The sequence below is a fragment of the Novosphingobium percolationis genome (assembly GCF_020179425.1).
Taxonomy (GTDB): Bacteria; Pseudomonadota; Alphaproteobacteria; order Sphingomonadales; family Sphingomonadaceae; genus Novosphingobium; species Novosphingobium percolationis.
Genome location: NZ_JAILYM010000011.1, coordinates 41,910 through 63,889, shown reverse-complemented (window position 1 = coordinate 63,889; position 21,980 = coordinate 41,910). Strand labels below are relative to the sequence as shown.

General features: G+C 61.8%; 21 protein-coding genes and 2 pseudogenes. 8 read left to right on the top strand and 15 right to left on the bottom strand.

Going from position 1 to position 21,980, the window contains the following annotated elements:
* Positions 1-12 precede the first annotated feature (12 nt).
* The 4 genes from K3A84_RS19795 to K3A84_RS19780 all read left to right on the top strand — a co-directional run bounded on the left by K3A84_RS19795 (position 13) and on the right by K3A84_RS19780 (position 2,714).
* Positions 13-510 (top strand): disulfide bond formation protein B, encoded by a 498-nt coding sequence (locus tag K3A84_RS19795; RefSeq protein WP_225011220.1) that lies wholly within the window; start codon positions 13-15, stop codon positions 508-510.
* Positions 507-1,028, top strand: coding sequence for a demethoxyubiquinone hydroxylase family protein (locus K3A84_RS19790; protein WP_225011219.1), 522 nt, complete (start codon positions 507-509; stop codon positions 1,026-1,028). Before K3A84_RS19795 ends, K3A84_RS19790 begins: the two co-directional genes overlap by 4 nt.
* A gap of 88 nt (positions 1,029-1,116) precedes the next feature.
* Positions 1,117-1,686, top strand: coding sequence for a hypothetical protein (locus tag K3A84_RS19785; protein ID WP_225011218.1), 570 nt, complete (start codon positions 1,117-1,119; stop codon positions 1,684-1,686).
* Between the two features lie 8 nt (positions 1,687-1,694).
* Positions 1,695-2,714: a LacI family DNA-binding transcriptional regulator gene (locus K3A84_RS19780; protein ID WP_225011217.1), complete on the top strand. Its 1,020-nt coding sequence runs from the start codon at positions 1,695-1,697 to the stop codon at positions 2,712-2,714.
* Here the strand turns inward: K3A84_RS19780 and K3A84_RS19775 are convergent.
* The 3 genes from K3A84_RS19775 to K3A84_RS19765 are packed head-to-tail and all read right to left on the bottom strand — an operon-like array spanning position 2,698 to position 6,886.
* On the bottom strand, positions 2,698-4,122 hold the full coding sequence (locus K3A84_RS19775; protein ID WP_225011216.1) for an NAD-dependent succinate-semialdehyde dehydrogenase: 1,425 nt from the start codon (positions 4,120-4,122) through the stop codon (positions 2,698-2,700). The genes K3A84_RS19780 and K3A84_RS19775 overlap by 17 nt on opposite strands.
* An 11-nt stretch (positions 4,123-4,133) precedes the next feature.
* Entirely contained in the window at positions 4,134-5,738 is a 1,605-nt protein-coding gene (locus tag K3A84_RS19770) for a GMC family oxidoreductase (protein ID WP_225011215.1), read from the bottom strand.
* Positions 5,735-6,886 carry an NAD(P)/FAD-dependent oxidoreductase gene (locus K3A84_RS19765; RefSeq protein ID WP_225011214.1) on the bottom strand — a complete coding sequence of 384 codons (1,152 nt, stop codon included), beginning with the start codon at positions 6,884-6,886 and terminating at the stop codon, positions 5,735-5,737. The genes K3A84_RS19770 and K3A84_RS19765 overlap by 4 nt, the downstream gene beginning before the upstream one ends.
* Before the next feature lie 67 nt (positions 6,887-6,953).
* Here K3A84_RS19765 and K3A84_RS19760 point away from each other — a divergent pair, with 67 nt between their 5' ends.
* Together K3A84_RS19760 and K3A84_RS19755 are read left to right on the top strand one after the other, a co-directional pair.
* Positions 6,954-7,373: an acyl-CoA thioesterase gene (locus K3A84_RS19760; protein WP_225011213.1), complete on the top strand. Its 420-nt coding sequence runs from the start codon at positions 6,954-6,956 to the stop codon at positions 7,371-7,373.
* Positions 7,374-7,556: 183 nt separating this feature from the next.
* Complete coding sequence (locus tag K3A84_RS19755) at positions 7,557-7,733, top strand: hypothetical protein (protein WP_225011212.1); 177 nt, start codon at positions 7,557-7,559, stop codon at positions 7,731-7,733.
* Between the two features lie 107 nt (positions 7,734-7,840).
* On the opposite strand, the gene K3A84_RS19750 is transcribed toward K3A84_RS19755, so the two are convergent.
* The 4 genes and pseudogenes from K3A84_RS19750 to K3A84_RS19735 all read right to left on the bottom strand — a co-directional run bounded on the left by K3A84_RS19750 (position 7,841) and on the right by K3A84_RS19735 (position 11,284).
* On the bottom strand, positions 7,841-8,236 hold the full coding sequence (locus tag K3A84_RS19750) for a recombinase family protein (RefSeq protein ID WP_318248342.1): 396 nt from the start codon (positions 8,234-8,236) through the stop codon (positions 7,841-7,843).
* A gap of 32 nt (positions 8,237-8,268) precedes the next feature.
* A pseudogene (locus K3A84_RS19745) lies at positions 8,269-9,424 on the bottom strand (IS3 family transposase).
* A gap of 61 nt (positions 9,425-9,485) precedes the next feature.
* Positions 9,486-9,620, bottom strand: coding sequence for an Arm DNA-binding domain-containing protein (locus K3A84_RS19740; protein WP_318248341.1), 135 nt, complete (start codon positions 9,618-9,620; stop codon positions 9,486-9,488).
* 572 nt (positions 9,621-10,192) lie between these two features.
* Positions 10,193-11,284 (bottom strand): IS110 family RNA-guided transposase, encoded by a 1,092-nt coding sequence (locus K3A84_RS19735; protein WP_124809297.1) that lies wholly within the window; start codon positions 11,282-11,284, stop codon positions 10,193-10,195.
* A gap of 130 nt (positions 11,285-11,414) precedes the next feature.
* On the opposite strand from K3A84_RS19735, the gene K3A84_RS19730 reads away from it, so the two are divergent.
* A complete protein-coding gene (locus K3A84_RS19730) occupies positions 11,415-12,038 on the top strand; it encodes a S24 family peptidase (protein ID WP_124809296.1) in 624 nt (207 codons plus the stop codon).
* 47 nt (positions 12,039-12,085) lie between these two features.
* Here the strand turns inward: K3A84_RS19730 and K3A84_RS19725 are convergent, their stop codons facing one another.
* From K3A84_RS19725 to K3A84_RS19715, 3 genes are all read right to left on the bottom strand, one after another.
* Positions 12,086-13,183: a HigA family addiction module antitoxin gene (locus K3A84_RS19725; protein WP_164975688.1), complete on the bottom strand. Its 1,098-nt coding sequence runs from the start codon at positions 13,181-13,183 to the stop codon at positions 12,086-12,088.
* Positions 13,184-13,197: 14 nt separating this feature from the next.
* On the bottom strand, positions 13,198-13,533 hold the full coding sequence (locus K3A84_RS19720) for a killer suppression protein HigA (protein WP_124809294.1): 336 nt from the start codon (positions 13,531-13,533) through the stop codon (positions 13,198-13,200).
* A gap of 152 nt (positions 13,534-13,685) precedes the next feature.
* Complete coding sequence (locus K3A84_RS19715; protein ID WP_225011210.1) at positions 13,686-14,990, bottom strand: DUF6946 family protein; 1,305 nt, start codon at positions 14,988-14,990, stop codon at positions 13,686-13,688.
* Between the two features lie 247 nt (positions 14,991-15,237).
* On the opposite strand from K3A84_RS19715, the gene K3A84_RS19710 reads away from it, so the two are divergent.
* Complete coding sequence (locus K3A84_RS19710; RefSeq protein ID WP_124809293.1) at positions 15,238-16,074, top strand: tetratricopeptide repeat protein; 837 nt, start codon at positions 15,238-15,240, stop codon at positions 16,072-16,074.
* A 61-nt stretch (positions 16,075-16,135) separates the two neighbouring features.
* Here K3A84_RS19710 and K3A84_RS19705 read toward each other — a convergent pair.
* The 5 genes and pseudogenes from K3A84_RS19705 to K3A84_RS19685 all read right to left on the bottom strand — a co-directional run bounded on the left by K3A84_RS19705 (position 16,136) and on the right by K3A84_RS19685 (position 21,970).
* Positions 16,136-17,393: pseudogene (locus K3A84_RS19705) on the bottom strand (IS701 family transposase).
* An 87-nt stretch (positions 17,394-17,480) separates the two neighbouring features.
* Positions 17,481-18,359 (bottom strand): helix-turn-helix domain-containing protein, encoded by an 879-nt coding sequence (locus K3A84_RS19700; protein ID WP_081663831.1) that lies wholly within the window; start codon positions 18,357-18,359, stop codon positions 17,481-17,483.
* Between the two features lie 61 nt (positions 18,360-18,420).
* Positions 18,421-19,629 (bottom strand): CaiB/BaiF CoA transferase family protein, encoded by a 1,209-nt coding sequence (locus tag K3A84_RS19695; protein WP_051170537.1) that lies wholly within the window; start codon positions 19,627-19,629, stop codon positions 18,421-18,423.
* Entirely contained in the window at positions 19,626-20,780 is a 1,155-nt protein-coding gene (locus tag K3A84_RS19690) for an iron-containing alcohol dehydrogenase (protein WP_029995528.1), read from the bottom strand. The genes K3A84_RS19695 and K3A84_RS19690 overlap by 4 nt, the downstream gene beginning before the upstream one ends.
* A 29-nt stretch (positions 20,781-20,809) precedes the next feature.
* Positions 20,810-21,970 carry an acyl-CoA dehydrogenase family protein gene (locus tag K3A84_RS19685; RefSeq protein ID WP_029995529.1) on the bottom strand — a complete coding sequence of 387 codons (1,161 nt, stop codon included), beginning with the start codon at positions 21,968-21,970 and terminating at the stop codon, positions 20,810-20,812.
* Positions 21,971-21,980: the final 10 nt, after the last annotated feature.

Sequence of the window (21,980 nt, the reverse complement as noted above, 5' to 3'; positions counted from 1 at the left end):
GGACGGACCATCATGACCCCGCAGCAATCGCGCAACGCCGCCTACATGCTCGCCCTGCTGATCCCTGCCGCGCTGATGGGCGGGGCGCTGATCTCGCAATACGTGTTCGGGCTCTACCCGTGCGAAATGTGCTGGTGGCAGCGCTATCCGCACATCGCCGCCATCGTGCTGGCGCTGCTGGCGCTGCTGGCGCTGACCATGCGCGGCAGCCGTGCGGGCGACCTGCTGGTGCGCCTTGCCGCGCTCGCCGTCGGGATCAGCGGGTTGATCGGTGCGTTTCATGCGGGCGTCGAATATCACTGGTGGGAAGGCATCACCACATGCTCGCGCACGGGTGAAGTTGGGGGCGATCCGCTCGCCGCGATCATGGACGCGCCGGTGATCCGTTGCGACGTGGCGCAGTGGACGCTGTTCGGGGTGAGCCTGGCCGGGTTCAATTTCCTGATCTCCGCGACAGGCGCCCTGGCCGTGTTCGCACTGCTGGGCCGCAGCAACCGGAGGACCGCATGACCGTCCAGAACCGCAAGAGTGCCACCATGCTCCGCGTCGATCAGGCGGGAGAATATGGTGCAACCCGCATCTATGCCGGGCAGATGGCGGTGATGGGCGACCGCGCGCCGCATTCGCAGGACGTGGCCGAGATGGCGCGGCAGGAGGAAGACCACCGCCGTCGCTTCGATGCGCTGATCGCGCAGCGTGGCGTGCGCCCGACCGCGCTCCAGCCGCTGTGGTCGGTGGCGGGCTTCGCCCTCGGCGCGGCGACCGCGCTGATCGGGCCCGAAGCCGCGATGGCCTGCACCGCCGCGATCGAGACCGAGATCGACCAGCACTATACTGAGCAGCTCGAGGAACTGGGCGAGGACGATCCCGAACTCGCCGCGATGATCCGCGAATTCCGCGATGACGAGCGCGAACACCGCGACGCTGCCTTCGCCGCCGGGGCCGAGCGTGCGCCCGCCTATCCGCTGCTGTTCGGCGCCGTCCGTCTGGGCTGCCGTGCCGCCATTGCGCTGTCCAAGCGCATTTGAATTGATCCGGGCCAAGGATGGGGCTTCATTGTCCGTTCAAGGCATTGTTGCCTAATATCGGGCCGATCCCAGACGGAGTGCTTGTCCCATGAAGCCGTATCTCGCCGCCGCAGCAGCCCTTGGCATGATCGCCTTCGCGCCGCTTCCCGCCCAGGCGCAGGCCGAGCCGGGGGAGAAGGTCAACCAGCTCATCGTCTACGGCGACGATCCGTGCCCTGCTTCCACTGATGGTTCGATCACGGTCTGCGCGCGCAAGGAGGAATCCGAGCGCTTCCGCATTCCCGCCCCGTTGCGCGACAATCCCAACGCCTCGGTCAACCAGGGCTGGACCGAGCGGGTGAAGGCCTACGAGACCGTCGGCGCCGCCGGTGCCTATTCCTGCTCGCCGGTCGGTTCGGGGGGAGCTTCGGGCTGCATGGCCAAGCTCATCAATCAGGCCTACGCTGAAAAGAAGCAATCGACCGACGTGCAGATGGGCAAGCTGATCGAGGAAGAGCGCGCCAAGCGCCTCCAGACGATCGACGCCGATGCCGCCGCCGAGCAGGCCCGCGTCGAACAGATCGAAAAGGAATACGACGCGCGCATCGCCCGCGAACGCGCCGCCGAAGGCGCGCCTGTGACCCCTGTGCCGGTGCCCGCAACGCCTCCGCAGAACTGACGACGGCCTTGTCCGGTCAGCGCCCCCGCCTCAGCGACGTCGCGCGTGAGGCCGGCGTGTCGCTGGGCAGCGCGTCCAAGGCGATCAACGCTCCCGCCGCCGTGCGCGAAAAGACGCGCGTGGCGGTGGAAGCGGCGGTGCGCAAGCTCGGCTACATCCCCGATGCCAGCGGGCGCGCGCTCGCCAGCCGCCAGTCGCGCACCGTGGGCATTATCCTCCCCACCATCAGCAATGTCGTCTACAGCGCCTTCGTCCATGCGCTGCACAAGGTGCTGGCGGGCCATGGCTATCCGCTGTTCGTGCTGGCCCACGAATACGACGCCGATCTCGAAGCGGCCTATGTGCGCGAACTGATCGGGCGCGGCGTCGATGGGCTGGTGTTGATCGGCACGGACCACCGCGCACAGGTCCATGACCTGCTTGCCGCCTCGGCCACCCCGCACATCTTCGCCTGGTCGATCGACGAGGCTCCGGCCTTCAACGCGCTGGGCATCTCCAACCACCGCGCGATGGAGGCGCTCGCGGACTACCTGATCTCCCTCGGACATCGACGCCTGTCGATGATCACCGGGGCTGTCATCGGCAACGAACGCGCCCGCGCGCGCGTGAAGGGGCTGGAGGACGCCGTCGCCCGCCATGGCGCCAGCCTTGCCACCGTGCTGGAAATGCCGCTCACCATCGAAGGCGGGCGCGTGGGCTTTGCCGAATGGCTGGCGCGCAAGGACGGCGCGACCGCGCTCGTCTGCGCCACCGACCTGCAAGCCGCGGGCGCGCTCGATCAGGCGCGGCTGGCGGGCGTGCGCGTGCCGCAGGACTTGTCCGTCACCGGCTTCGACGACATCGAGTTTGCCGCGCTGCTCAGCCCGCCGCTGACCACGATCCGGATGCCGATCGACCAGCTCGGCCACGATGTAGGCGCCGCGCTGGTGGCGCTGATGCAGGGCGGCGCGCCTTTCGCCAGCCGCGAACTGCACACCGGCCTTGTCGTGCGCGCCAGCACCGCAGGCCCGGTCAGCTCTCCGAAATAAACTTCACGTTGAGGTAGGCTTCCAGCCCTTCAGCGCCGCCTTCCTGTCCGTGGCCGCTTTCCTTCACCCCACCGAACGGGGTTTCGGGCGTCGAGACGGCAAAGCCGTTGATCCCGACTATGCCCGCCTCGATTCCCTTCATCAGCGCCGCGATTTCCGCGCGGTCCTGGCTGAAGGCATAGGCGGCAAGCCCTGCCTCCACGCTGTTACCCCGCGCGATCACGTCGGAAAGATCAGTGAACGAGGTCATCGGCGCGATCGGTCCGAACGTCTCGCAGGTCAGCAGCGTCGCATCCGCAGGCACGCCCGAGATCACCGTCGGGGCAAAGAAATGCCCCCGGTTGCCGATCCGCTGCCCGCCGCATTCCAATTTCGCCCCGCGCGCCACGGCATCGGCCACGGCCTCCTCCATCGCCGTCACCCGGCGCGCGCTGGCGAGCGGCCCCATTGTCACGCCCTCTGACAGCCCATCGCCCACGCGCACGTCTTGCGCTGCCGCCGTCATGCCCGCCACGAAGCGCGGATAGAGGCTTTCGTGCACGAAGAAGCGCGACGGCGAAATGCACACCTGCCCGGCATTGCGGAACTTCGACGCAGCGCTCGCCGCCACGGCTGCATCAAGGTCGGCGCTCGCGGTAACGATCACCGGGGCGTTGCCGCCCAGCTCCATCGTTGTGCGCTTCACCCCGTCGGCGCAGAGGCGCAGCAGGTGCTTGCCCACCGGCGTCGATCCGGTGAAGCTGACCTTGCGCACGGCGGTCTGCGCTATCAGGTGCGCCGAAATCGCCGCCGGATCGCCGAACACGAGGTTCACCGTGCCCGCCGGCGCGCCTGCCTCCACCAGCGCGCGGGCAAAGGCCACCGCCGTGCCGGGCGTTTCCTCCGCCGCCTTCAGGATCGTGGTGCAGCCCGCCGCCAGTGCCGCCGCCAGCTTGCGCGCAGGCGTGAGGGCAGGGAAGTTCCACGGGGTGAACAGCGCGGCGACGCCCACCGCTTCGTGCACCACCATCTGCCGCACTCCCGGCACGCGCCCCGGCACGATCCGCCCATAGACACGGCGTGCCTCCTCGGCGGCCCAGTCGAAGATGTCGGCGGACACCAGAACTTCGCCTCTGGCCTCGGCCAGCGGCTTGCCCTGTTCCAGCGTCAATGTCGTCGCGATCGCATCGGCGCGCTCGCGGATGATCTGTGCGGCGCGGCGCAGCACCTGCCCGCGCTCGAAGGCGCTGGTATCGCGCCATGCCGGAAACGCGCGCGATGCCGCCGCCACCGCGCGGTCCAGATCCTCGGTCGTCGCCACCGGCAGCCGCGCCAGTTCCGTACCCGTCGCCGGGTTCTCCACCGCGATGGTTGCGCGCCCTTCGGCAATGAACTGGCCGTCGATCAGCAGGGCAAGGCTCTCGTACATGGATGCTTCCTTCAGACGCGGGAGAGGATGAGGTCGGCCGCCTTTTCGGCGATGGCGATGATCGCGGCGTTGGTGTTGCCCGAAACGACCGCAGGCATGACGCTGCCGTCGACCACGCGCAAGCCGTCCATGCCATGCACGCGCAAGGCCGCGTCGACCGCCCCCAGCGCGGGCGTGCCCATCCGCGCCGAACAGGTGGGGTGATAGATCGACGCGGCATTGGCGCGAATATAGGCCAGCAGCACCTCGTCGCTCAGCGCCTGTGTCGGATCGGGCCGCACCCGAGCGCTATAGTGGGCGGCCATCGCGGGCTGCTCCATCACGCGCAGCAATTCGCGCATTCCGGCCAGCGCCGTTGCCTTGTCGCCCTCGGTGCCAAGGTAGTTGCACAGGATTTCGGGCGCGGTGCGACTATCGCCGTCCAGCGCGCGCACATGCCCGCGCGCCTCGGGCCGCAGCGGGCAGATGCTGGCGGTGAAGCCTGAAAACGGATCGAGCTTTTCGCCCATCTTGTTGGTGCTGAAATTGATGAACAGCGCCTGGATGTCCGCGCGATCCGGGCTCAATGGCGTGCGCAGGAACGCGCCCGCGTAGCCGGCGCTCACCGTCAGCGATCCCTTGCGCAGCAGGGCATAGCGCAAGCCCATGCGCGCCATGCGCCACCAACTCGCCATCTCGTCGTTCAGCGTCAGCGGCGCGTTGGCGTGCCACACCGTGCGCACCTGCAAGTGGTCCTGCAAATGCCGCCCGACGTTGGCGGCATCGCACACCACATCCACGCCGATCTCGCGCAGCCATTCGCCCGGCCCGATGCCGGACACCTGCAACAGATGCGGACTTCCGATCGTGCCCGCGCACAGCAGCACTTCGCCGCTGGCCTCGACGGAAAAGGCCGCTCCGTTCGCTTCCCACGCCACCCCGGTCGCGCGGCGGCCTTGGCTGAGGATGCGCGTCACGTGCGCGCCCGTCACCACCGTCACGTTCCGGCGATGCCGCACGGGCTTGAGATATCCTTGGGCGGTCGAAACGCGCCGGCCCTTGCGCGAGGTCAGTTGGTAATAGCCGAACCCATCCTGCGACGCCCCGTTGAAGTCGTCGTTGCGCGCATATCCGGCCTGCCCGCCCGCCGCGATGAAGGCATCGCACAGCGGATGCGGCTCGCTCTGGTCGGACACCGCCTGCGGCCCGCCCGCGCCGTGCCAGTCGTCGGCCCCGCGCTGCTGGTCCTCGCTGCGACGAAAATAGGGCAGCAAGTCGTCGAAACCCCATCCGGTCGCGCCGAACTGCGCCCACTGGTCGAAGTCCTCGGGCTGCCCGCGCATGTAGACAAGGCCGTTGATCGAACTCGATCCGCCCAGCACCTTGCCGCGCGGCTGGCCGATGCGCCGTCCGTCCAGTTCTGGCTCGGGCGCGGTGGTGAACAGCCAGTTGTGGCGCTTGTCGGCAAACAGCTTGCCATAGCCCAGCGGCACATGGATCCACGGATTGCGGTCGGGCGGTCCCGCTTCCAGCAGCAGCACGCGGTTGCTGGGGTTTGCGGACAGCCGGTTGGCCAGCACGCACCCGGCCGAGCCCGCGCCGACGATCACGTAGTCGAACGAGCCGATCGCGCTCATGCCGCGCCCTCCACAAGGCTGCGCACATGCTCGGCAATCGCCAACGAGGCGGTCAGGCCGGGGCTTTCGATCCCGAACAGGTTGAACACGCCCGCAACTCCGTGCTCGTCGGGCGCGGAAAAGCGGAAGTCCGCCGCCGGATCGTCCGGCCCGCCGATCTTGGGCCGCACCCCGGCATAGGCTGGTTGCAGCTTTTCAGGGTCGACCCCCGGCCAGAAGCTGCGCACAGCGGCGAGGAACTTGGCATGGCGGGAGGGGGGCACCTCGTAATCGAGCGTGTCGATCCATTCGACATCCGGCCCGAACCGCGCTCCGCCCGCAAGGTCGAGCGTCAGGTGCGTGCCGAGGCCACCCGGCTCGGGCACCGGGTAGATCAGGTGCCGGAACCGCGTCCTGCCGGCGTAGCTGAAATAGCAGCCCTTGGCGTAGCGCGTCTCGGGCACGAAGGCTGCGTCCAGCCCCTCGATCAGCCGCGCCGTCTCGCTTGCCCACAGCCCCGCGCAGTTGATCACACGCCGCGCCACCAGCGCCGGAGCCTCCTCGCCGCCGACATGGATCGCCCAGTTCGCACCCGAACGCCGGATCCCGGTCACGTCGGTATGGCAGGCCAGCACTGCGCCATGCGCCTCGGCCTCGCCCAGCAGCGCCATCATGTAGCCGTGCGAATCGATGAGCCCCGTAGAGGGCGACAGGATCGCGCGCTCGCACAGGATGTCGGGTTCCAGCGCGCGCACGGCCGCGCCATCGACCCATTCCAGATCGTCCACGCCGCTCGCGCGCGCATTGCCCAGGATCTTTTCCAGCCCCGGCACCTGCGTGTCCTTCGTCGCTACGATGAACTTGCCGCAGCGCCGGTGCGCGACCCCGCGCTGCCCGCAGAAGGCGTAGAGCCGTTCGCGCCCCTCTATGCACATCCGCGCCTTCAGGCTGCCCGGCGGATAGTAGATCCCGGCATGGATCACCTCGGAATTGCGGCTCGACGTTTCCATGCCGAACTGCTGCGCGCGTTCGGCGATCACCACGTCCATGCCCGCCAGCGCCAGCGCGCGCCCCACGGCAAGGCCTATCGCCCCGGCTCCGATCACCAGCGCATCGACTTGCGCGTCTGCCACGTTCAATGACCCTTCTGCCAACTTGAAACGCTTCAAGTTTCGTCTAGATACGCCTTCAGATGGCCGGCACAAGCGGTTTCGGCCCCGGCGAAAGGGATAGGCAATGGCGCGCTCGGACTATGGCTACTTTACCCCGATCGTCACTCGCTGGGCCGATTGCGACGCCTATGGCCACGTCAACAATGCCCAGTATTATAGCTACTTTGATAGTGCACTGACGACGATGCTGATCGACCGTGGGGTGCTGCGCTCGACTGACTGGGATTCGATCGGCCTGTGCATCGAAAGCCAGTGCCAGTTCCACGCCAGCCTCGAATTCCCGGCCACGCTCGACGTCGCCGTGCGCATCGGCAAGCTGGGCGGCAAGTCGATCCGCTATGAACTGGCGATTTTCGAGCAGGGCGCCGAACAGCCTTCGGCCACCGGCTATTTCGTCCACGTCTTCGTCGATCCCGCCACGCGCCGCCCGGTGGAACTGACGCCGGGCCAGCGCGAAGCGGTGGCCGATCTCGTCACAGGCTAATCAAGCTGTGAAATGAGCCCCGATGAGGCATCGCAGCAGGCCCCCAAACATGCTGGGCTGGGGGCCTTTTCGGCACTCGTCTGTGCACGACGAAGGACGGGAACGCCCCGATATTCCGGGGCTTTCGCCCCGTCATGGTCTGTCTTGGAAAAAGAAATGGTGCCAGAAGAACACCCGCGTTCTGTGGCTGATCATTCTTATCCGACGATCCTGATGAGCCTGCGCTATGGTGGGGCTTCGTCATTCGAGGAGGCTCCGGAGATCGTGATGGAGGGCGGGGAACGCTGCGGCGACAACGACCATGAGGATGATCACGATTGCCCGCTGTGCCGGGGCGAGATGTCCGATGAGTTCGTCTAGATGATCAAGTCAGCGGCTTCTGGACCGGAGGGGCCGGGGATGACCTTCGAGGAGTTCAGCGAATGGCTGGACGACTTCGTTGCGAGCTTGCGCCCGGCAGATTGAGATCAGGCTGCCATTCGGGTTTTGAGCCGGTGAACGGTGCCGACGCCGACGTGGAGCTTCTTTGCCGTGGCATTGATCGAGAGGCCTGACTTCAACGCCGCTTCGATCCTCGCCACCTTGTCAGGATCGAGAGCTGGGCGTCCGGGCTTTTTCTGACTTCGAGCAAGGCCAGCCATGATGCGACTGCGGATCATCTCTCGCTCGAAGTCGGCAAAGACCGACAGCATACCGAACATCGCACGTCCGCTCGGGGTTGAAGTATCAAGGGCCTGCTGATGCAGGTAGAGATCGACACCCTTCGCGTTGATCTCATTGAGGAACCCGATAAGATTTTGGAGTGAGCGTCCGAGCCGATCAACGGCCCACGTCGCGACCAGATCGATCTCACGCCGTGCCACTGCCCTTGACCTGCCCCCGGCTGGTCCCGCGGTCATAACGAGAGTCTGCCGGTTTGATATTCGTGCTGCTCCACCGGCACAAGCGCGTCGGGTGTGACGCTTCCATCATGCAGGAACGCCCGACGCGCTTGTGCCGGTGTTCGGTTCCCCAGGGATGAGTGCGGCCGGACGTTGTTGTAGTCGTAGCGCCAGACGGCCAGCTTGCGCCGGGCGTCAGCCAAGCTGTCGAACAGTTCCTCGTTCAGGAACTCGTCGCGCAGCGACCCATTGAACGATTCAATGAACGCATTCTGCTGCGGCTTGCCGGGATCGATGTAGTGCCACTCGACCCGGTTTTCGCTGGCCCACTTCAGGATCGCCCGGCTGGTGAACTCGGTCCCGTTATCGCTGACGATGCAAGCCGGTTTGCCATAGAGCCGCACCAGCGTGTCGAGTTCGCGTGCCACCCTGACGCCCGAGATGCTCGTGTCGCCCACCAGGCAAAGGTTCTCGCGGCAAGCGTCATCGTTGATCGCCAGGATGCGCAGCCGACGGGAAGCGCCGAACGTGTCGGCCACGAAGTCCATAGACCAGCGGTCGTTCGGCCGCAGCGGCACCGGCATCGGCGTCCGGCTGCCACGAGCACGCTTGCGCCCGCGCCGACGGCGCGCACCGACAGACCTTCCTCCCGATACAGCCGGTAGAGCTTCTTGTGGTTCATGATGTGCCCCTTGCGTTCCAGCATGACGCCGACACGGCGATAGCCGAACCGCCGACGCACGCCGGCGATCTCGCGCATCGCCTCGCGGATCACAGCATGGTCAGGCGGACGTTCTCGCCGGACCGTCTTCGGATCGACGCCGATCAGCACGCAGGCCCGGCGTTGCGAGATCTCATAATCCCGCATCACACCGAGCGCCGCATCCCGTCGCTGGCTTGGCGTCGTCAGACTTTTCCCAACAGGTCCTTCAGGATCGCGTTGTCCAGCACACTCTCGGCCAGAAGCCGCTTGAGCTTGCCATTCTCATCCTCGAGCTGGCGCAGCCGCCGGGCATCGGACACCTCCAGGCCAGCGTACTTCGCCTTGAGCTTATAGAATGTCGCCGGGCTGAGCCCGTGCTTGCGGCACACCTCTACCGTCGGCAGGCCTGCCTCCTGCTCCTTGATCATCCCGATGATCTGTTCCTCGGAAAAACGGCTCTTCCTCATTCGTCTGCTCCTTCCTTGGGGCAGACTCTACATCAGATCGAGGGAACCAGCGGGGGGCAGGTCAGCGGTACTTCCACTTCCACAGCTTGCTTCCGCGTACGTTGACCAGAAGGTAGAGGCCATTGCCGTCGGCGAGCTTGTAATTTTTCTCGCGCGGCTTGGCGGTGCGACACTGTGTGTCGGTAAGTTTGGACATTTGGGGGCCTCCGGAAACGGAACAACGAAAGGCCCCGCCAGAGGCCCCCACTAGCCCAGTTCTACGTATGGAAAGCTGTGGACGCGCTCGGACGGAACGCGTATTTTTTAGCAGATTTCTGCGGGTTTCTGAAGCTTCCGGGGGCAATCCCGGAAGAACAAATGGTGCCAGAAGAGGACCCGCATCGAATAATTTTTTCTGTGTTATAACAGCAACATAGACGATGTGGTTTTTGCGAAGGCCCGCACAAAAGCCCGCATTTCGGTGTGGTTTAGAGGTTCGAGTCTTTTGCTAGGACTCGAATCTTCAAAAAATGGCGGATTTCCGCCATTTTTGCACCGTGAACAAAAGCAGAAAATCTAGCCTTGTAGGGACCGAAAGGCCCGCAGAAAACCGTTCATGAAGCGTTCCAACTTGGCCCGCGTACTCTCAGGCGATCTCGTCCAACACGCGATTGGAATGGATAGTCTGGCGGCTGTGATCGGCAGGCCTGGCCCAATTACCTACGCCGGGGTGAGAGCCCCAGAAAACGATGCGGGGTCCAGGCCTGCCCCTCCGTCAGGAGGAACTTGTCATGTGCGAGCCGGGTCAAAGGAGGATCCAGACTTCCACATGTGAAGCATGACGACCGCCAGCTTTCGAGCCACAGCAACCCTGGCTTTCGACAAGCCTACTTTCTTCCTCAGTGTCAGCCCCCATGCCTGCAGTGCGCTTTCCGTCTTTGTCGAGCACAGCAAGACGGTGGCAGCCGAAACCAGGTGAGTCCGCGTGAGCTTGCTACCGAACCTGCTGATCCGGCCGACCCGGGCGAGAACGCCCGACTGATGGATTGTTGGGGTCAATCCGAAATAGGGGCCAACATCGCGGGTTCGCTGAAAGCGCGACGGATCGCCGATGGCGCTGTAAAAGGACAAGGCGGTGATTGGACCGACGCCAGGGACGGTCATGAGGTTTGAACAAACCGGATGAGCAAGAGCTGCCGCACGGAGCCGCTTGTCCATTCCTGCAATATGCGAACGAAGGTTTTCCGCAATCGAAATGAGCGGCCGGACGTCGGCATCGACATCGAGCCCGTCCGCCCGCAGAATTTCCAGCTGATCTTCGATGCCGCTCGCGAGCCTGCCAACCCCGCTGCTCGTCTTCAGCTTTCCTCCGTGCAAACGGACGATGGACTGAACCAGGGCGTCGATCTTCATGCGCTGCTGAATGAGGTTCTTGCGGACATTGAGGAGGCTGCGCAAGTTCTGACAGTCGAGTGGCTTTACGAAGACCTCTGCCCCGATGGTGCGTCCGACGCGGCCGAGCTCCGCAAGCCCTCTCGCATCGTTGGAGTCAGTCTTCTGCCGCCGGATAGCGAGGAACTTGGAGGCACGACGAACCTCAGCGACATAGACGGGAAAGCCCTGAGCCTGGAGTTCACGCACCATGTGAGTGCCTACGCCCGCTTCGATGGTGATGCGCTGCACCGCTTCGACACCAAATGGGCGCAGGATATCCTTTATCTGGCCAGCATGCGTTTCTCGTTTTCCTTCGAACAGGATTTCACCGAATTCGTCGATGAGGCACACTGCTGTTTCCGCAACTCCGGTATCCAAACCAACCCAGTACCTCCGACCTGCCAACACTATCCTCCATGAAAACATAGCATTTTGGCGCGGCGTCATTTAATCTCGCGGCAGGAGCCCTGCAAACTTCCGACGTCCGCAAACCAATGTGAGGGTAGCAATCGGAAATGGATTCGCCGAATGGGATTGCTCCTTCGAATTACGAAACATGTTCTAGGAAATCGTAGGAATGGCCAAGCTCGATCCTCGCCGCGCGCTCGACGAGCTAATCAAGGAACGGGGCGAATCTTATTCGTCAGTCTCGCGCCTGCTGAGCCGGAATGCGGCCTACATCCAACAGTTCATCAAGCGGGGTAGCCCGGCGCATCTCGACGACAGCGACATCGCGCAGCTGTCGGTTCATTTTGGCGTCCCCGCCGCTGTCTTTGGCGGAGACGAGGTTCCGGAAAGCGCGGGGCTATCGACGATTGCGATCCCGGTTCTTGGCGCCACCGATGCTGACGATAGCCTTGGGCGTGTCCGTCTGGTCGACGAGGCATGGCTGCGCAGTCTCAGTCACAAGCCGACGGGAGTTTCGATCGTCAGAATCGAAGGCGACGCGATGTATCCGACATTGCGGGATGGCGATGAGGTGCTGATTCAGCGCTATCTCGCCAACGAAAATCCTCGCGACGGACTCTACGTCATCCGAGCCGATACCGGATTGCTGGTACGAAGGATCGCGCTCGAACCGGCGCGAAACCGCATCGCCGTACTGACTGACAATCCAAACTATCCCAACTGGGATGGACTAATCAGAAACGCGATACAGATCGTAGGGCGCGTCATCTGGATCGGCATGCAGCTAGCGTGAATCCGCCGGCTCGAGCGTTGCCCCGTCAGAGCGAGGCGCACGACCGCTCAATCCTCGGCGCCGGTTGACCACTTGAGGCGGATCTTCAGGCCATTCAAATGGGTCCAAGGCAAGATGCCGCTGTGTTGAAGCATGCCGACGACAATGCCTGGCGCGATACCCTGGCTGTCAGCAAAGTCGAGAACCGCCCGTTCGCTGCGCGGTTCGGTTGCGACGAACTGTCTCCACGCGGAAGTCGGAACGAGAGTGTTGCAGGCCCATGCATCGGCCTCCTTTTCCTCGTCGGTGCCATCGCGCGACTTGTCATCGACGAAAACGTTCTTCTTGCTGTGGAGCAGAATGTGCGCGGCTTCGTGAAAGAAGCTGAACCACAAATGGTCGTCTGATTTATGGCGTGCACTGAGCTGGATCACGGGCTTACGAGGCGAAATCCACCATGCGGCGCCACTAAGCGCGGTCTTTGCAAGCGGCGGCACTAAAGCGACTGCGACACCGGCCTCGTTGCAGAGCGCGCGCACAAGGGGAACGGCTCGCTCGACGGGTTCACGCGTGAGGGCACGGATCTGCTTCAACGCCAGCTTGAACTGCGTTTCGCTATAATCTGCACACTCCTGCTGCTCCGCATCGAGTTCGCCGAGACGCAGCCAGGTCGCGAGCGCAACTTCATTGCTTTTGAACGACGGTGAGTGCCGATAGGCAACCTTCGCCAAGCCGTACTGGCTATTCCAAGCGTCGAGCGATCCTACGCCGAAGAACGCAAGCAGCTTCGAGACCGCGTCGACGGGATTGACGGGCTTTGGGAAGCAGCGGCGCTTTACCAAGTCATTGATGGGGAATGTCTTCGACCAGGCGATAGCGTCCTTTGCCCGTGCTGCGTCAGCCTCACGGGCTCGATGGAGCTGGTAACCGGACTCGATCGAGAGCCACAGATCGGCGTCAACTCCGAGAACCTTCTCGAACTGGATTGCAGTTTCCGGTTCAAGTGGTGCCTTGCCGGCAATAATCTCGCTGATGAGCTTGGCCGAGCGCCCGCATCGCCGAGCGAACTCAGCTTGTGACATGCCATGGACTTCCAGGCGTTCTTCGAGGATCCAGCCGGGTGGAACGGCATAGTCCGGTCGGAACTGATTGGCTGCGGTCGCCATCGTTGCATTCTCCATCAGTGATAATCGACCACTTCGATGATCGTTATCGCTGTCACCTTGGTTAGATCGATTCCCCCGTCTTCGTTGCGAGGGATTGGATCATGGTTCACTTCAAAAATCAGTCGCTTGGGATGAACCAAGTCGACTGCAAACTGCTCGTCCCGGTGCTCGGTCAGCTGATGCCTTCGTTCGGGAGGCGTAACCGGCACCAGACTCAGGTCGCGCGAAGCACGAAGCACCGTCATGCGCTTCATGATCGCCTTGGCCATGGGTGTCCCATAGGCTTTGAGCAATTCTGCCTGCGCATTGAAGGTCTTCTCGAGCTTGCGCTTTCGAAAATCGATATCCAAGAGAATGGCTCATTTTCGTTACCTAATAGGTAACGCCTTAACGGAGGCTTGCTGATTGCGCAAGGGAGGGTGCGGTCGAGCTATTGCTGACTTGGCGTCGACCCGAGACAGGCGACCTTGCCTCCATGATTACGTCTGTTCGCTTTTCCATCTTAAGGCGTGAATAGGCCTGCCGGCTCCGCATAGCTTTTGATCGTCCGTTCGGGCCGCTCATGCCAGCCGATGTTGAACGCCCAATAGGTCGGAAAGAAATACAGCGTCGAATAAGGCAGATTCTCGTGAATCCATCGCGCCAGGATCCGCCAATCACCTGGCTCCTGATTGTTCGCCCAGAAACTGGGAACGACTACGCAGGCCATCGCCCCCAAGCAGCCTCCGGCGTCAAGGCGATCCCAAATGTGTCCGGCGTAGTTGCTCTCGTTGGACGCGCAGGTGTAGCCAGCCTTCTTCTTGCGCTGCATTTCGTTGCAGAAGCCGTTCACCTCGCACGAGCGGTAAGCCGAGCGGATCGCGATCCGCCCCCACTGATCCTGCAGTGGCTCGAGCAGGTCCTCGCACAGCCGCTTGCCCGCCTTAATGGCTAGGTCCGGGTCATCGGGCGCGTTGTTGAGCCCGTGGACCATGGCCACTTCCGAATAGAGCATGTCACGCATGAAGAAGGATTTCGACAGCTGTACCCGGCCCAATTCCGTGAGCGCAGGAACGGTTCGTGCCGTCCCGAGCCGCTTGATCGCCCCTCCGTTTGGCTCCGCTACCCATCCGATCCGCAGCGCAACGCCGTCGCAGACCTTTGCCGGAGTGATTGCGCCGACTGGCGCATCTGGAAAACCCATGGCCTCGGCAAAGGCCCGGTAGTCGTCAAACCAAGAGCGTTTCGGGCAAAAGCTCTGAACGATCATCGCTGCATCGCGCGCGCAATAGCGTTGGGCTTCGATGACTGCGGAGGCCGTGCGGTGAATGAGTTGGTATCGAATTTTCCCGACCGTCGCCGGATCGAGATCGAGATTTCGGCATAGCCGCTCCAGGCGTGCCGGGCGTGCGGTCGCATCCCCTTTTGCTTCTGAAAGCCACTCCTGGACTGTCGGGCCGAAAGTCTCGTCCACTTTCGCCTCGACGGCCAGAACACCAAGGTGCCTATTAAGACGAAGGATCGCCATGAGGTCGGTCTGACTCGGTCGCTGACCATCACCAAGGTCGACCGGGCGCTCAAAAAACGCATCGACCAATGTAGCTCCCTTGAACGCGGGGTCATGATTGAGAGCCGATTTCACTGAAGGCGGAAGCCCGTTCACAGAAAACCAGAGATCAGCCACCGATTTGGCAGAACGACCTGGCTGCCAATGCGTTGGAGATCCGAGGTGATGGATCACGTCTTCGGGTCGCAATACCGGGACATGCAGGCGGCGGATGGTCGATTCACTTTGCATGGCGCCGAGCTCCTTTTCTTCCAGCATCATGTCAACAGCAGGCAATAGGCTCACGGCCATACGACGAGCTCGCCTTGAGATGTTAAGAGATCCAAAAGGCCAGCGTGCCACATAGAAAGTCGCACGATGTCGGAAGTGAAGATATCCTCGGCGCGCAGGACCGCGAGCGTAAAATAGGGCAATGACACGATCTCACCACACGGACCTAGCGGAACGCTATTTTCTTGAGGACCTCCCCGGCGCCACTCAACTGGGCGCCCGGTTAAACGGGATTCTCTTGAGGATCGATGCAGGCGAGCAGGTGGCCACGCTACAGCGGCAGTTTCTCGCCACGACCGGCCTGCATGCACTCGTCACCTTGACGGACGGTAAGGCAACCCTGGGAGAGTTTCAGGCCGCGGCCGAGCAGGAGCAAGCCGCGCGCATTGAAGAGGCTTCGGTCAAGGCCGTGAAGGATGCGGCAGAATTGGCGGAACGCGCTGATGCCAGAGCCGCTGCGGTCAAGGCAACCTTCGCCGCCATGGCTAATGACCCCGCCCTCCGTCGAAATCGAGAGGCCAAGGAACTGCGGCAACGCTTCGGCGTGGGATATATCGAAAGCGAAGATTATCGGCGCGTGATGGCGCTACTCAGGCAGGTCGCCACCGGGCAACGCCTCACTGTCGAGGACCTCGCATGGCTCAAGACCGAGGCCGATTACTGCTGGACCGACGAACTGCAGAGAGCCTGGCATGCGTTGGAAGCCGAAGCCCTGACCAAAGCATGGGAAAGCAGCGGTGATCCCTGGAATGCCGTGAATGCGAGCGGGCATTGGCGTAAGGCTGGTGAACCGGAGCGAGCTTTGCGTCTGACCGACGCGGCCTTGGCAAAGGTCGGATCAAATCCCAAACTTAGGTCGGCCTTGGCGACAACGCGTGGCGGAGCAATGCGTGACCTGCGCCGCCTCGACGAGGCGAAGGCACTGGCAAGCGAAGCGCATCAACTGACCTCAAGCGACTATAGACCATGCACTTTGTTGGGCGCTGTCCACATCGAGCTTGGGGACCTCCCTGCGGGGCACGAATGGTATGCAAAGGCCGAGACCCTAGCACTACTTTGGCAGAAGTTTGGTTGACCTTGCGTTCAAGAGGCATCCGCAGCGAGGACATTGGGGCGGTGGAGAGCGTGACAGGTGGTCAAGAATGGCTTGGCGCACTGCTGGCAGTGTGGGTTGCGGCGGCGGGCCAAGGACTCTTTTTTTTCCGTCCCGCCTGAGCGATCCGGCGGCTTTGGAGGTAGGCATAGGCCATCATGGTCATTAAAGCGTGGCGGTGGAGTCCGGTCCAGGACCGGCCCTCGAAGTGATCCAGGCCGAGCTCTTCCTTGAGTTGCTGATGAGCTTGCTCGCATATCCAGCGCGCTTTGATTGCGCCGGCCAGGTCCTTGACCGGGGTGCCGGCGGGCAGGTTCGAGAGATAGCATTTGCGTTCGCCGTTCGAGCGATGCTCGCCCACCAGCCAGGCTTCCTCCCCCGGCATGTGCTGGGCTCCGGCGGAGCCGATCCGCTGGGGAGCTCCGTCGGCGATGCGCACACGCACGGCGGCAAAGCGTGCGGCTAGGCGTCCCTTCGTTCCCTTGCGCCAACTAACCTGACGCCACTTCGCGGCTTCGAGCATGGTGTGTGCGGCCCGGGATTTGACGTCCGGCACGTGCCGCACCCGGGGCCGCCCGCGACCAGCGACCGGAAAGATCAGTTGCACGTCGGCCGGGTAGATCTTCTGGTGCCGGGGGGATGCCGACGGCCCAGCACAGGCCGCGCTCGCTCAGTGCCTGCCGGAACGGAGCGGACAACCCATAACCGGCATCGGCCAGCACGCAGCCGAAGCGCACCCCGGCCGCGATAACGCGATCGATCTCCTCGATCGCGATCTCTGGCTTCGTGCGATATTCCTGCAAGGAAGCAGGCACGCCGGCCTTGTCCATCCGCCCAACATCGCTCGTCCAGCTTTCCGGTAGGAACAAACGCAAGCTCAGCATGAGTGGAACTTCGCCGGAGGCCAACGTCACTGACACCAGCGTCTGGCAGTTCGCGTTCTTGCCCAGCGCCGTGGCGTATTGGGGTGCGACACCCACTGACGCCTTGCCCTTCTTCGGCAGGGCGGTGTCGTCGATGATCAGCCAAGCGTCGTCACCGCCAACCAGTTCGTCCGCCTGGCTCCACAAGGTCGCTTCCAGCGGGGCGCTGTCCCACAGGCCGGCACCGATGAAATGATGCAGCCGGTCATAAGCGACCGCGTCCGACCGGGCCGCCATGGGCTGAATGCTCTTGCGATCACCCGGCCCAATCAGGCCGGCGATATAGGCCGGACACATCCGACGTCCTGTCTTGTTCCCCAGCCCCTCCAAATACGGGCCAAGCCACCGCTCCAAGTCTGCCTGCCAGTTCTCGCCCATCGCCAGCCTCCGTCAAAGCTGGCTCTCCATGAATCACGCATTCGACGTCAGGGGAATCCCCAAAATCACATTTCTGCCAAAGTAGTGCTAGGCAGATCGGCGATATTCCGCTGGTGTAATGCCTAACACCTTTCTGAATGTTCTGTTCATATGGCTTTGATCGGAGAAACCGCAATCAGCCGCAATCGCTTTCAAAGGCAGATCCCGTTTGAGAAGCAATGCCTTTGCTTTCTTAATTTTTCGTTGAATTACGAATGCATGTGGTGTCACGCCGAATTCGAGCTTGAACCTTCGGGAAAAATGAAACGGGCTTAATCCCGCGATCGATGCCAAATCCTCGAGATGAATTCGATCGCCTAGCGATTCCTCGATGTACTCTGAAACCACCTTCCGCAAATTTGATCCTAAAGTACCAATATGAGTTTCCTTTATTGCAATATCAGCATAGTTTCTGATCAGGTGGACTGCAAGTTGCGTTCGTAATGCATCAATGAAGAGGCACTCGCCTACTCCAAAACCACTGTATTCCTGTTCAAGCATATTTAGACAGAATTGGATCATATTATCCGTCGTACAAACACGGTCTGCAATATCGATGCTCGCGAGGTCCCGGTCAAATATTTGGGCAGCGGTTTCGCTGATCGCACTATGGCCAAGATAGATATGCCTGACGTTGATCGCATCGTCCCATTGCCACGTCGATTGTTCACCCCGTGTGAGCAGGGAAATGGAGCCCGGCCGAAGTTTCTCGGTTTGCCAAGGGCCATTGCAACGACGGCGCATGCTGGTATCGGCGTCTTGATAGACCACGATCATATAATCCCGCATCGGCGGAATCTCGACTTCGAGGCCAGCGTAACGATAACCCATTAATGTTAATCCGCGCCAGCCTTGTGCAGTGCTGTCGATCGTTTTGCGTCCAGGAATCCATTTCGTGATATCTTCTGGCGGAATTAGATCATTCATGGCTCACCCCCCAACCCAGAGCGCATGGTGATTGGAAAAATCTCAGTCGAGATCGGCCATTTCAAACCTGGCCAGTTTCGTTCTCTCCTGCACCAAACACTATGGCTTGCTCTTCCATCTGTGCAATTTGAGCTTCGCTGTACCCAGATTCAAGCAGAATGCACCGGCTGTCCTGCCCGAAGCTTGGCGGTGCACTGCGGATAGACCCGGGCGTCCGGCCGAACAGTGCCGGAATTCCCGTGCCGCTGTAATTGCCCATCTTCACCACCATGTTTCGGTGAATGGTATGGGGATGCGCCAGCGCCTCGCTCACGTTGCGCACAACGCCTGTCGGCACGCCGGCATTCAGCAGCATATGTTCGAGAGTTTCGGCCTCAAGCTCGGCAAGGCATTGCGTCAGCAACTCGCCAAGTTCCCTGCGATGCGCGATTCTTGCGGCATTATCGACGAAGCGGGCGTCCACGGCAATATCCGGGCGTTTCAAAACTGCACAAAGTTTGGCGAACTGGCCATTGTTGCCAACGGCAAGATAGATCTTTCCGGTGCGCGTCTCAAACATGTCATAAGGCACGATGTTCGGATGTCCGTTGCCCGTTGCTACCGGAATTTTGCCTGACATCAGGGCGTTGGCGGCCTGAGGATGCAGCATGCTGATCGCACAGTCGTAGAGCGGAACCTCGATTTTCTGGCCAAGCCCCGATCTGCCGCGCTCGATCAATGCGGCAAGGATTGCATTGCAGGCAATAAGGCCGGTCCCGATATCAACCACCGGAGTGCCCATACGGACCGGCCCGTTTCCGGGGTCGCCGTTGATGCTCATCAATCCGGTCATTGCTTGGACCACCGCGTCATAACCCGGATGTCCGCCCAGGGGACCGTCAGCGCCGAAGCCCGTCACATGACAAAGGACAAGCTTCGGGAACAGCGCTTGAAGCACTTGATCGTAGCCCAGCCCCCATTTTTCCAAAGTCCCGCTCTTGAAGTTGTGGACCAGCACATCCGCGCTCTCCAGCAGCTTGAGCACGACCGTGCGTCCTTCGGGCTTGCCAACGTCGATGCCGATCGATCGCTTGTTGCGATTTGCGCCCGAAAAATAGGCGCTGAGACCATCCTTGAATGGAGGGCCCCATCCTCGCGTCTCGTCTCCTTGAGGTGGTTCGATCTTGATGATGTCGGCGCCGTAGTCGGCGAGAACTTGCGTGCAGTATGGTCCGCCGAGAACACGGCTGAGGTCAACGACACGGATTCCTGTGAGGGGACCCGAGGTCATAGCACGTTTTCGTATAGTGACACGACATCATCATAAGACATGTCGCAAGGATTGTTGGCTATCAGGCGAGTAAGTCCCGTGGTGACTTCGCGCGCCATCGCCGGAACGGCATCGGCAGAAATGCCCAGCTGCGATAGCCGCGTTTCCAGACCGCTCGCTGCGAACATTTCCTCCATTGCCGAAATGAGACTATTGGCAGCCTCCGCGTTGCTTGCAAAGGTCCGATTCGGCAAGAATACCTTGGCAAGATGCGCGTATTCAGCTTCTGCGACTACCAGATTGAAGCGCATCACTGGTGCAGCAACCAGAGCATTGCCATGTCCATGCGGCACGTGAAAATGGCTTCCCAGCGGGTACGATAGTGCATGGATCGAACCCACGCTGGCGTTGATGAATGCCATGCCTGCAAGGGTTGCGCCCAGCAACATTGCTTCGCGTGCGGCTAGATCCGATGGGGTGTCGAGGACGCGCGGCAAGTTTTGCCCCAGGAGCGAAAGGGCCTTGTCTGCCAGACCGTCGGAAATCAAATTCTTGCGAGTCCTGCTCGTCGAAGCCTCGATGGCGTGGACCATGGCATCGAGTGCGGTCGCTGCCGTGATCTTGCGAGGCATGCCGAGTGTAAGCGCTGCGTCCAGCAGCGCAATGTCTGGAAGCAGTTGCGGCGCGTAAACAGCCAGCTTTTCCTGTTTGGCACTGGTCAAGACGGAAACCGACGTCACTTCCGAGCCAGTGCCGGCGGTTGTGGGAATCTGGATGAGTGGAAGCCTTTGGCCGATTGCTTTGCCGACACCAATCATGCCGTCGATAGTCTGGCCGCTCGCCGCTGCCAGCGCGACCACCTTGGCCGTATCGAGGGAGCTTCCTCCACCTAGGCCGATAATTGCGTCGGCTCCGAACGATTTGGCGAATCCAACAGCTTCCGAGACGATTGCCATGGGCGGATCTGCTGCTACGCGGTCAAAAATCTCGACCGCGATGCCTGCCGCACCGAGGCTGGACATGGCCTGTTCGGAAAATCCACAAGCCACAATGCCAGGATCGGTGACGAGCAGGACTCGGCTGCCTCCCAGCTCGCAGACGAGGTCACCGACTTGGGACAGCGATCCCGCTTTGCAAATAATGCGCGGACAAGACAGGAAGTTGAGGTCCATAAGTTTCTCCGGTGAGGAAGTTGCTCCGATCAGAAGGCGGCTTCCTTGATCATGTTTCGGGCGATTATCAGTTGTTGAATTTGGGTGGTGCCTTCGTAGATACGGAACAGGCGCACATCGCGGTAGAACCGCTCCACCGGGTATTCAGACATATAGCCCGCGCCGCCATGAATCTGGACTGCGCGATCCGCGACCCGGCCGACCATCTCGCTGGCGAACATCTTGCAGCACGCCGCGTCGGTTGACACGTCCTGGCCCGCGTCGCGCCGACGAGCGGTTTCCTCGATCATGCATCGTGCGGCAAAAGCCTCGGCCTTGCTGTCAGCCAGCATGGCCTGAATAAGCTGCTTTTCGGCTAGGGGTTCACCGAACTGCTTACGCTCCAGGGCGTAAGCGAGGCTTTCCTTGATCAGCCGCTCGGCGGCCCCGACGCATATAGCTGATATGTGTAAGCGGCCGCGATCAAGGACCTTCATCGCTGTCCGAAACCCTTTGTTTTCGAATTCAGGCCCGCCGATGATCGACGATTCATGCACACGCACATCCTGGAAGATCACATCGCAGGTCTGCGATCCCTTCTGTCCCATCTTGCGATCGCGTGCACCGAACGAGATACCAGGGGTAGTCCCGTCCACGAGGAAGGCGGTGACCCCGGAGGAACCTTTGGTTCCCGGCTTGGTACGGGCGAACACCGTAAATAACCCTGCCAGCGGAGCGTTGGTAATATAGCGCTTGGTGCCATTTATCACAAAGTGCTCGCTGTCCCGCTTCGCGGATGTGGAAAGTGAGCCAGCGTCGGAGCCAGCATCGGGCTCTGTCAGGGCAAAGGATGAAATCAATTCGCCCGTGGCTAGGCGAGGCAGGTAGTGCTCCCTTTGCTCAGGCGTGCCGTCAATGATGATACCCTGCGATCCAATGCCGTTGTTCGTGCCGAACAGAGATCGGAATGCGGGAGATGCTTGACCAAGAATAAATGCCGCCTTTACCTCTTCGGACATGGTCAGGCCGAGGCCACCAAACGCCTCGGGTATCGACATGCCGAAAAGACCCATGTTCCGGATTTCCTCGGCAAGAGCCTGGGGAATTGCATCATTCTCGGCCACCTCGGTTTCGCACGGAATGAGCCGCTCGCGAACAAAGCGATCCAGCGTGTCCAGGAACTGTGAAAGAGTTTCGTTGTCCATTGACATGAAATGGGCT

Excerpts from the sequence above, each read along its gene's own strand:
- K3A84_RS19740 (WP_318248341.1), bottom strand. The coding sequence starts at position 9,620 with ATGTCCAAACTTACCGACACACAGTGTCGCACCGCCAAGCCGCGCGAG.
- K3A84_RS19690 (WP_029995528.1), bottom strand. The coding sequence starts at position 20,780 with ATGGACCTCAACTTCCTGTCTTGTCCGCGCATTATTTGCAAAGCGGGA.
- K3A84_RS19685 (WP_029995529.1), bottom strand. The coding sequence starts at position 21,970 with ATGTCAATGGACAACGAAACTCTTTCACAGTTCCTGGACACGCTGGAT.
- K3A84_RS19760 (WP_225011213.1), top strand. The coding sequence starts at position 6,954 with ATGGCGCGCTCGGACTATGGCTACTTTACCCCGATCGTCACTCGCTGG.
- K3A84_RS19790 (WP_225011219.1), top strand. The coding sequence starts at position 507 with ATGACCGTCCAGAACCGCAAGAGTGCCACCATGCTCCGCGTCGATCAG.
- K3A84_RS19725 (WP_164975688.1), bottom strand. The coding sequence starts at position 13,183 with ATGGCGACCGCAGCCAATCAGTTCCGACCGGACTATGCCGTTCCACCC.
- K3A84_RS19730 (WP_124809296.1), top strand. The coding sequence starts at position 11,415 with ATGGCCAAGCTCGATCCTCGCCGCGCGCTCGACGAGCTAATCAAGGAA.
- K3A84_RS19785 (WP_225011218.1), top strand. The coding sequence starts at position 1,117 with ATGAAGCCGTATCTCGCCGCCGCAGCAGCCCTTGGCATGATCGCCTTC.
- K3A84_RS19715 (WP_225011210.1), bottom strand. The coding sequence starts at position 14,990 with ATGATGCTGGAAGAAAAGGAGCTCGGCGCCATGCAAAGTGAATCGACC.
- K3A84_RS19795 (WP_225011220.1), top strand. The coding sequence starts at position 13 with ATGACCCCGCAGCAATCGCGCAACGCCGCCTACATGCTCGCCCTGCTG.
- K3A84_RS19700 (WP_081663831.1), bottom strand. The coding sequence starts at position 18,359 with ATGAATGATCTAATTCCGCCAGAAGATATCACGAAATGGATTCCTGGA.
- K3A84_RS19735 (WP_124809297.1), bottom strand. The coding sequence starts at position 11,284 with ATGACGCCGCGCCAAAATGCTATGTTTTCATGGAGGATAGTGTTGGCA.
- K3A84_RS19775 (WP_225011216.1), bottom strand. The coding sequence starts at position 4,122 with ATGTACGAGAGCCTTGCCCTGCTGATCGACGGCCAGTTCATTGCCGAA.
- K3A84_RS19770 (WP_225011215.1), bottom strand. The coding sequence starts at position 5,738 with ATGAGCGCGATCGGCTCGTTCGACTACGTGATCGTCGGCGCGGGCTCG.
- K3A84_RS19695 (WP_051170537.1), bottom strand. The coding sequence starts at position 19,629 with ATGACCTCGGGTCCCCTCACAGGAATCCGTGTCGTTGACCTCAGCCGT.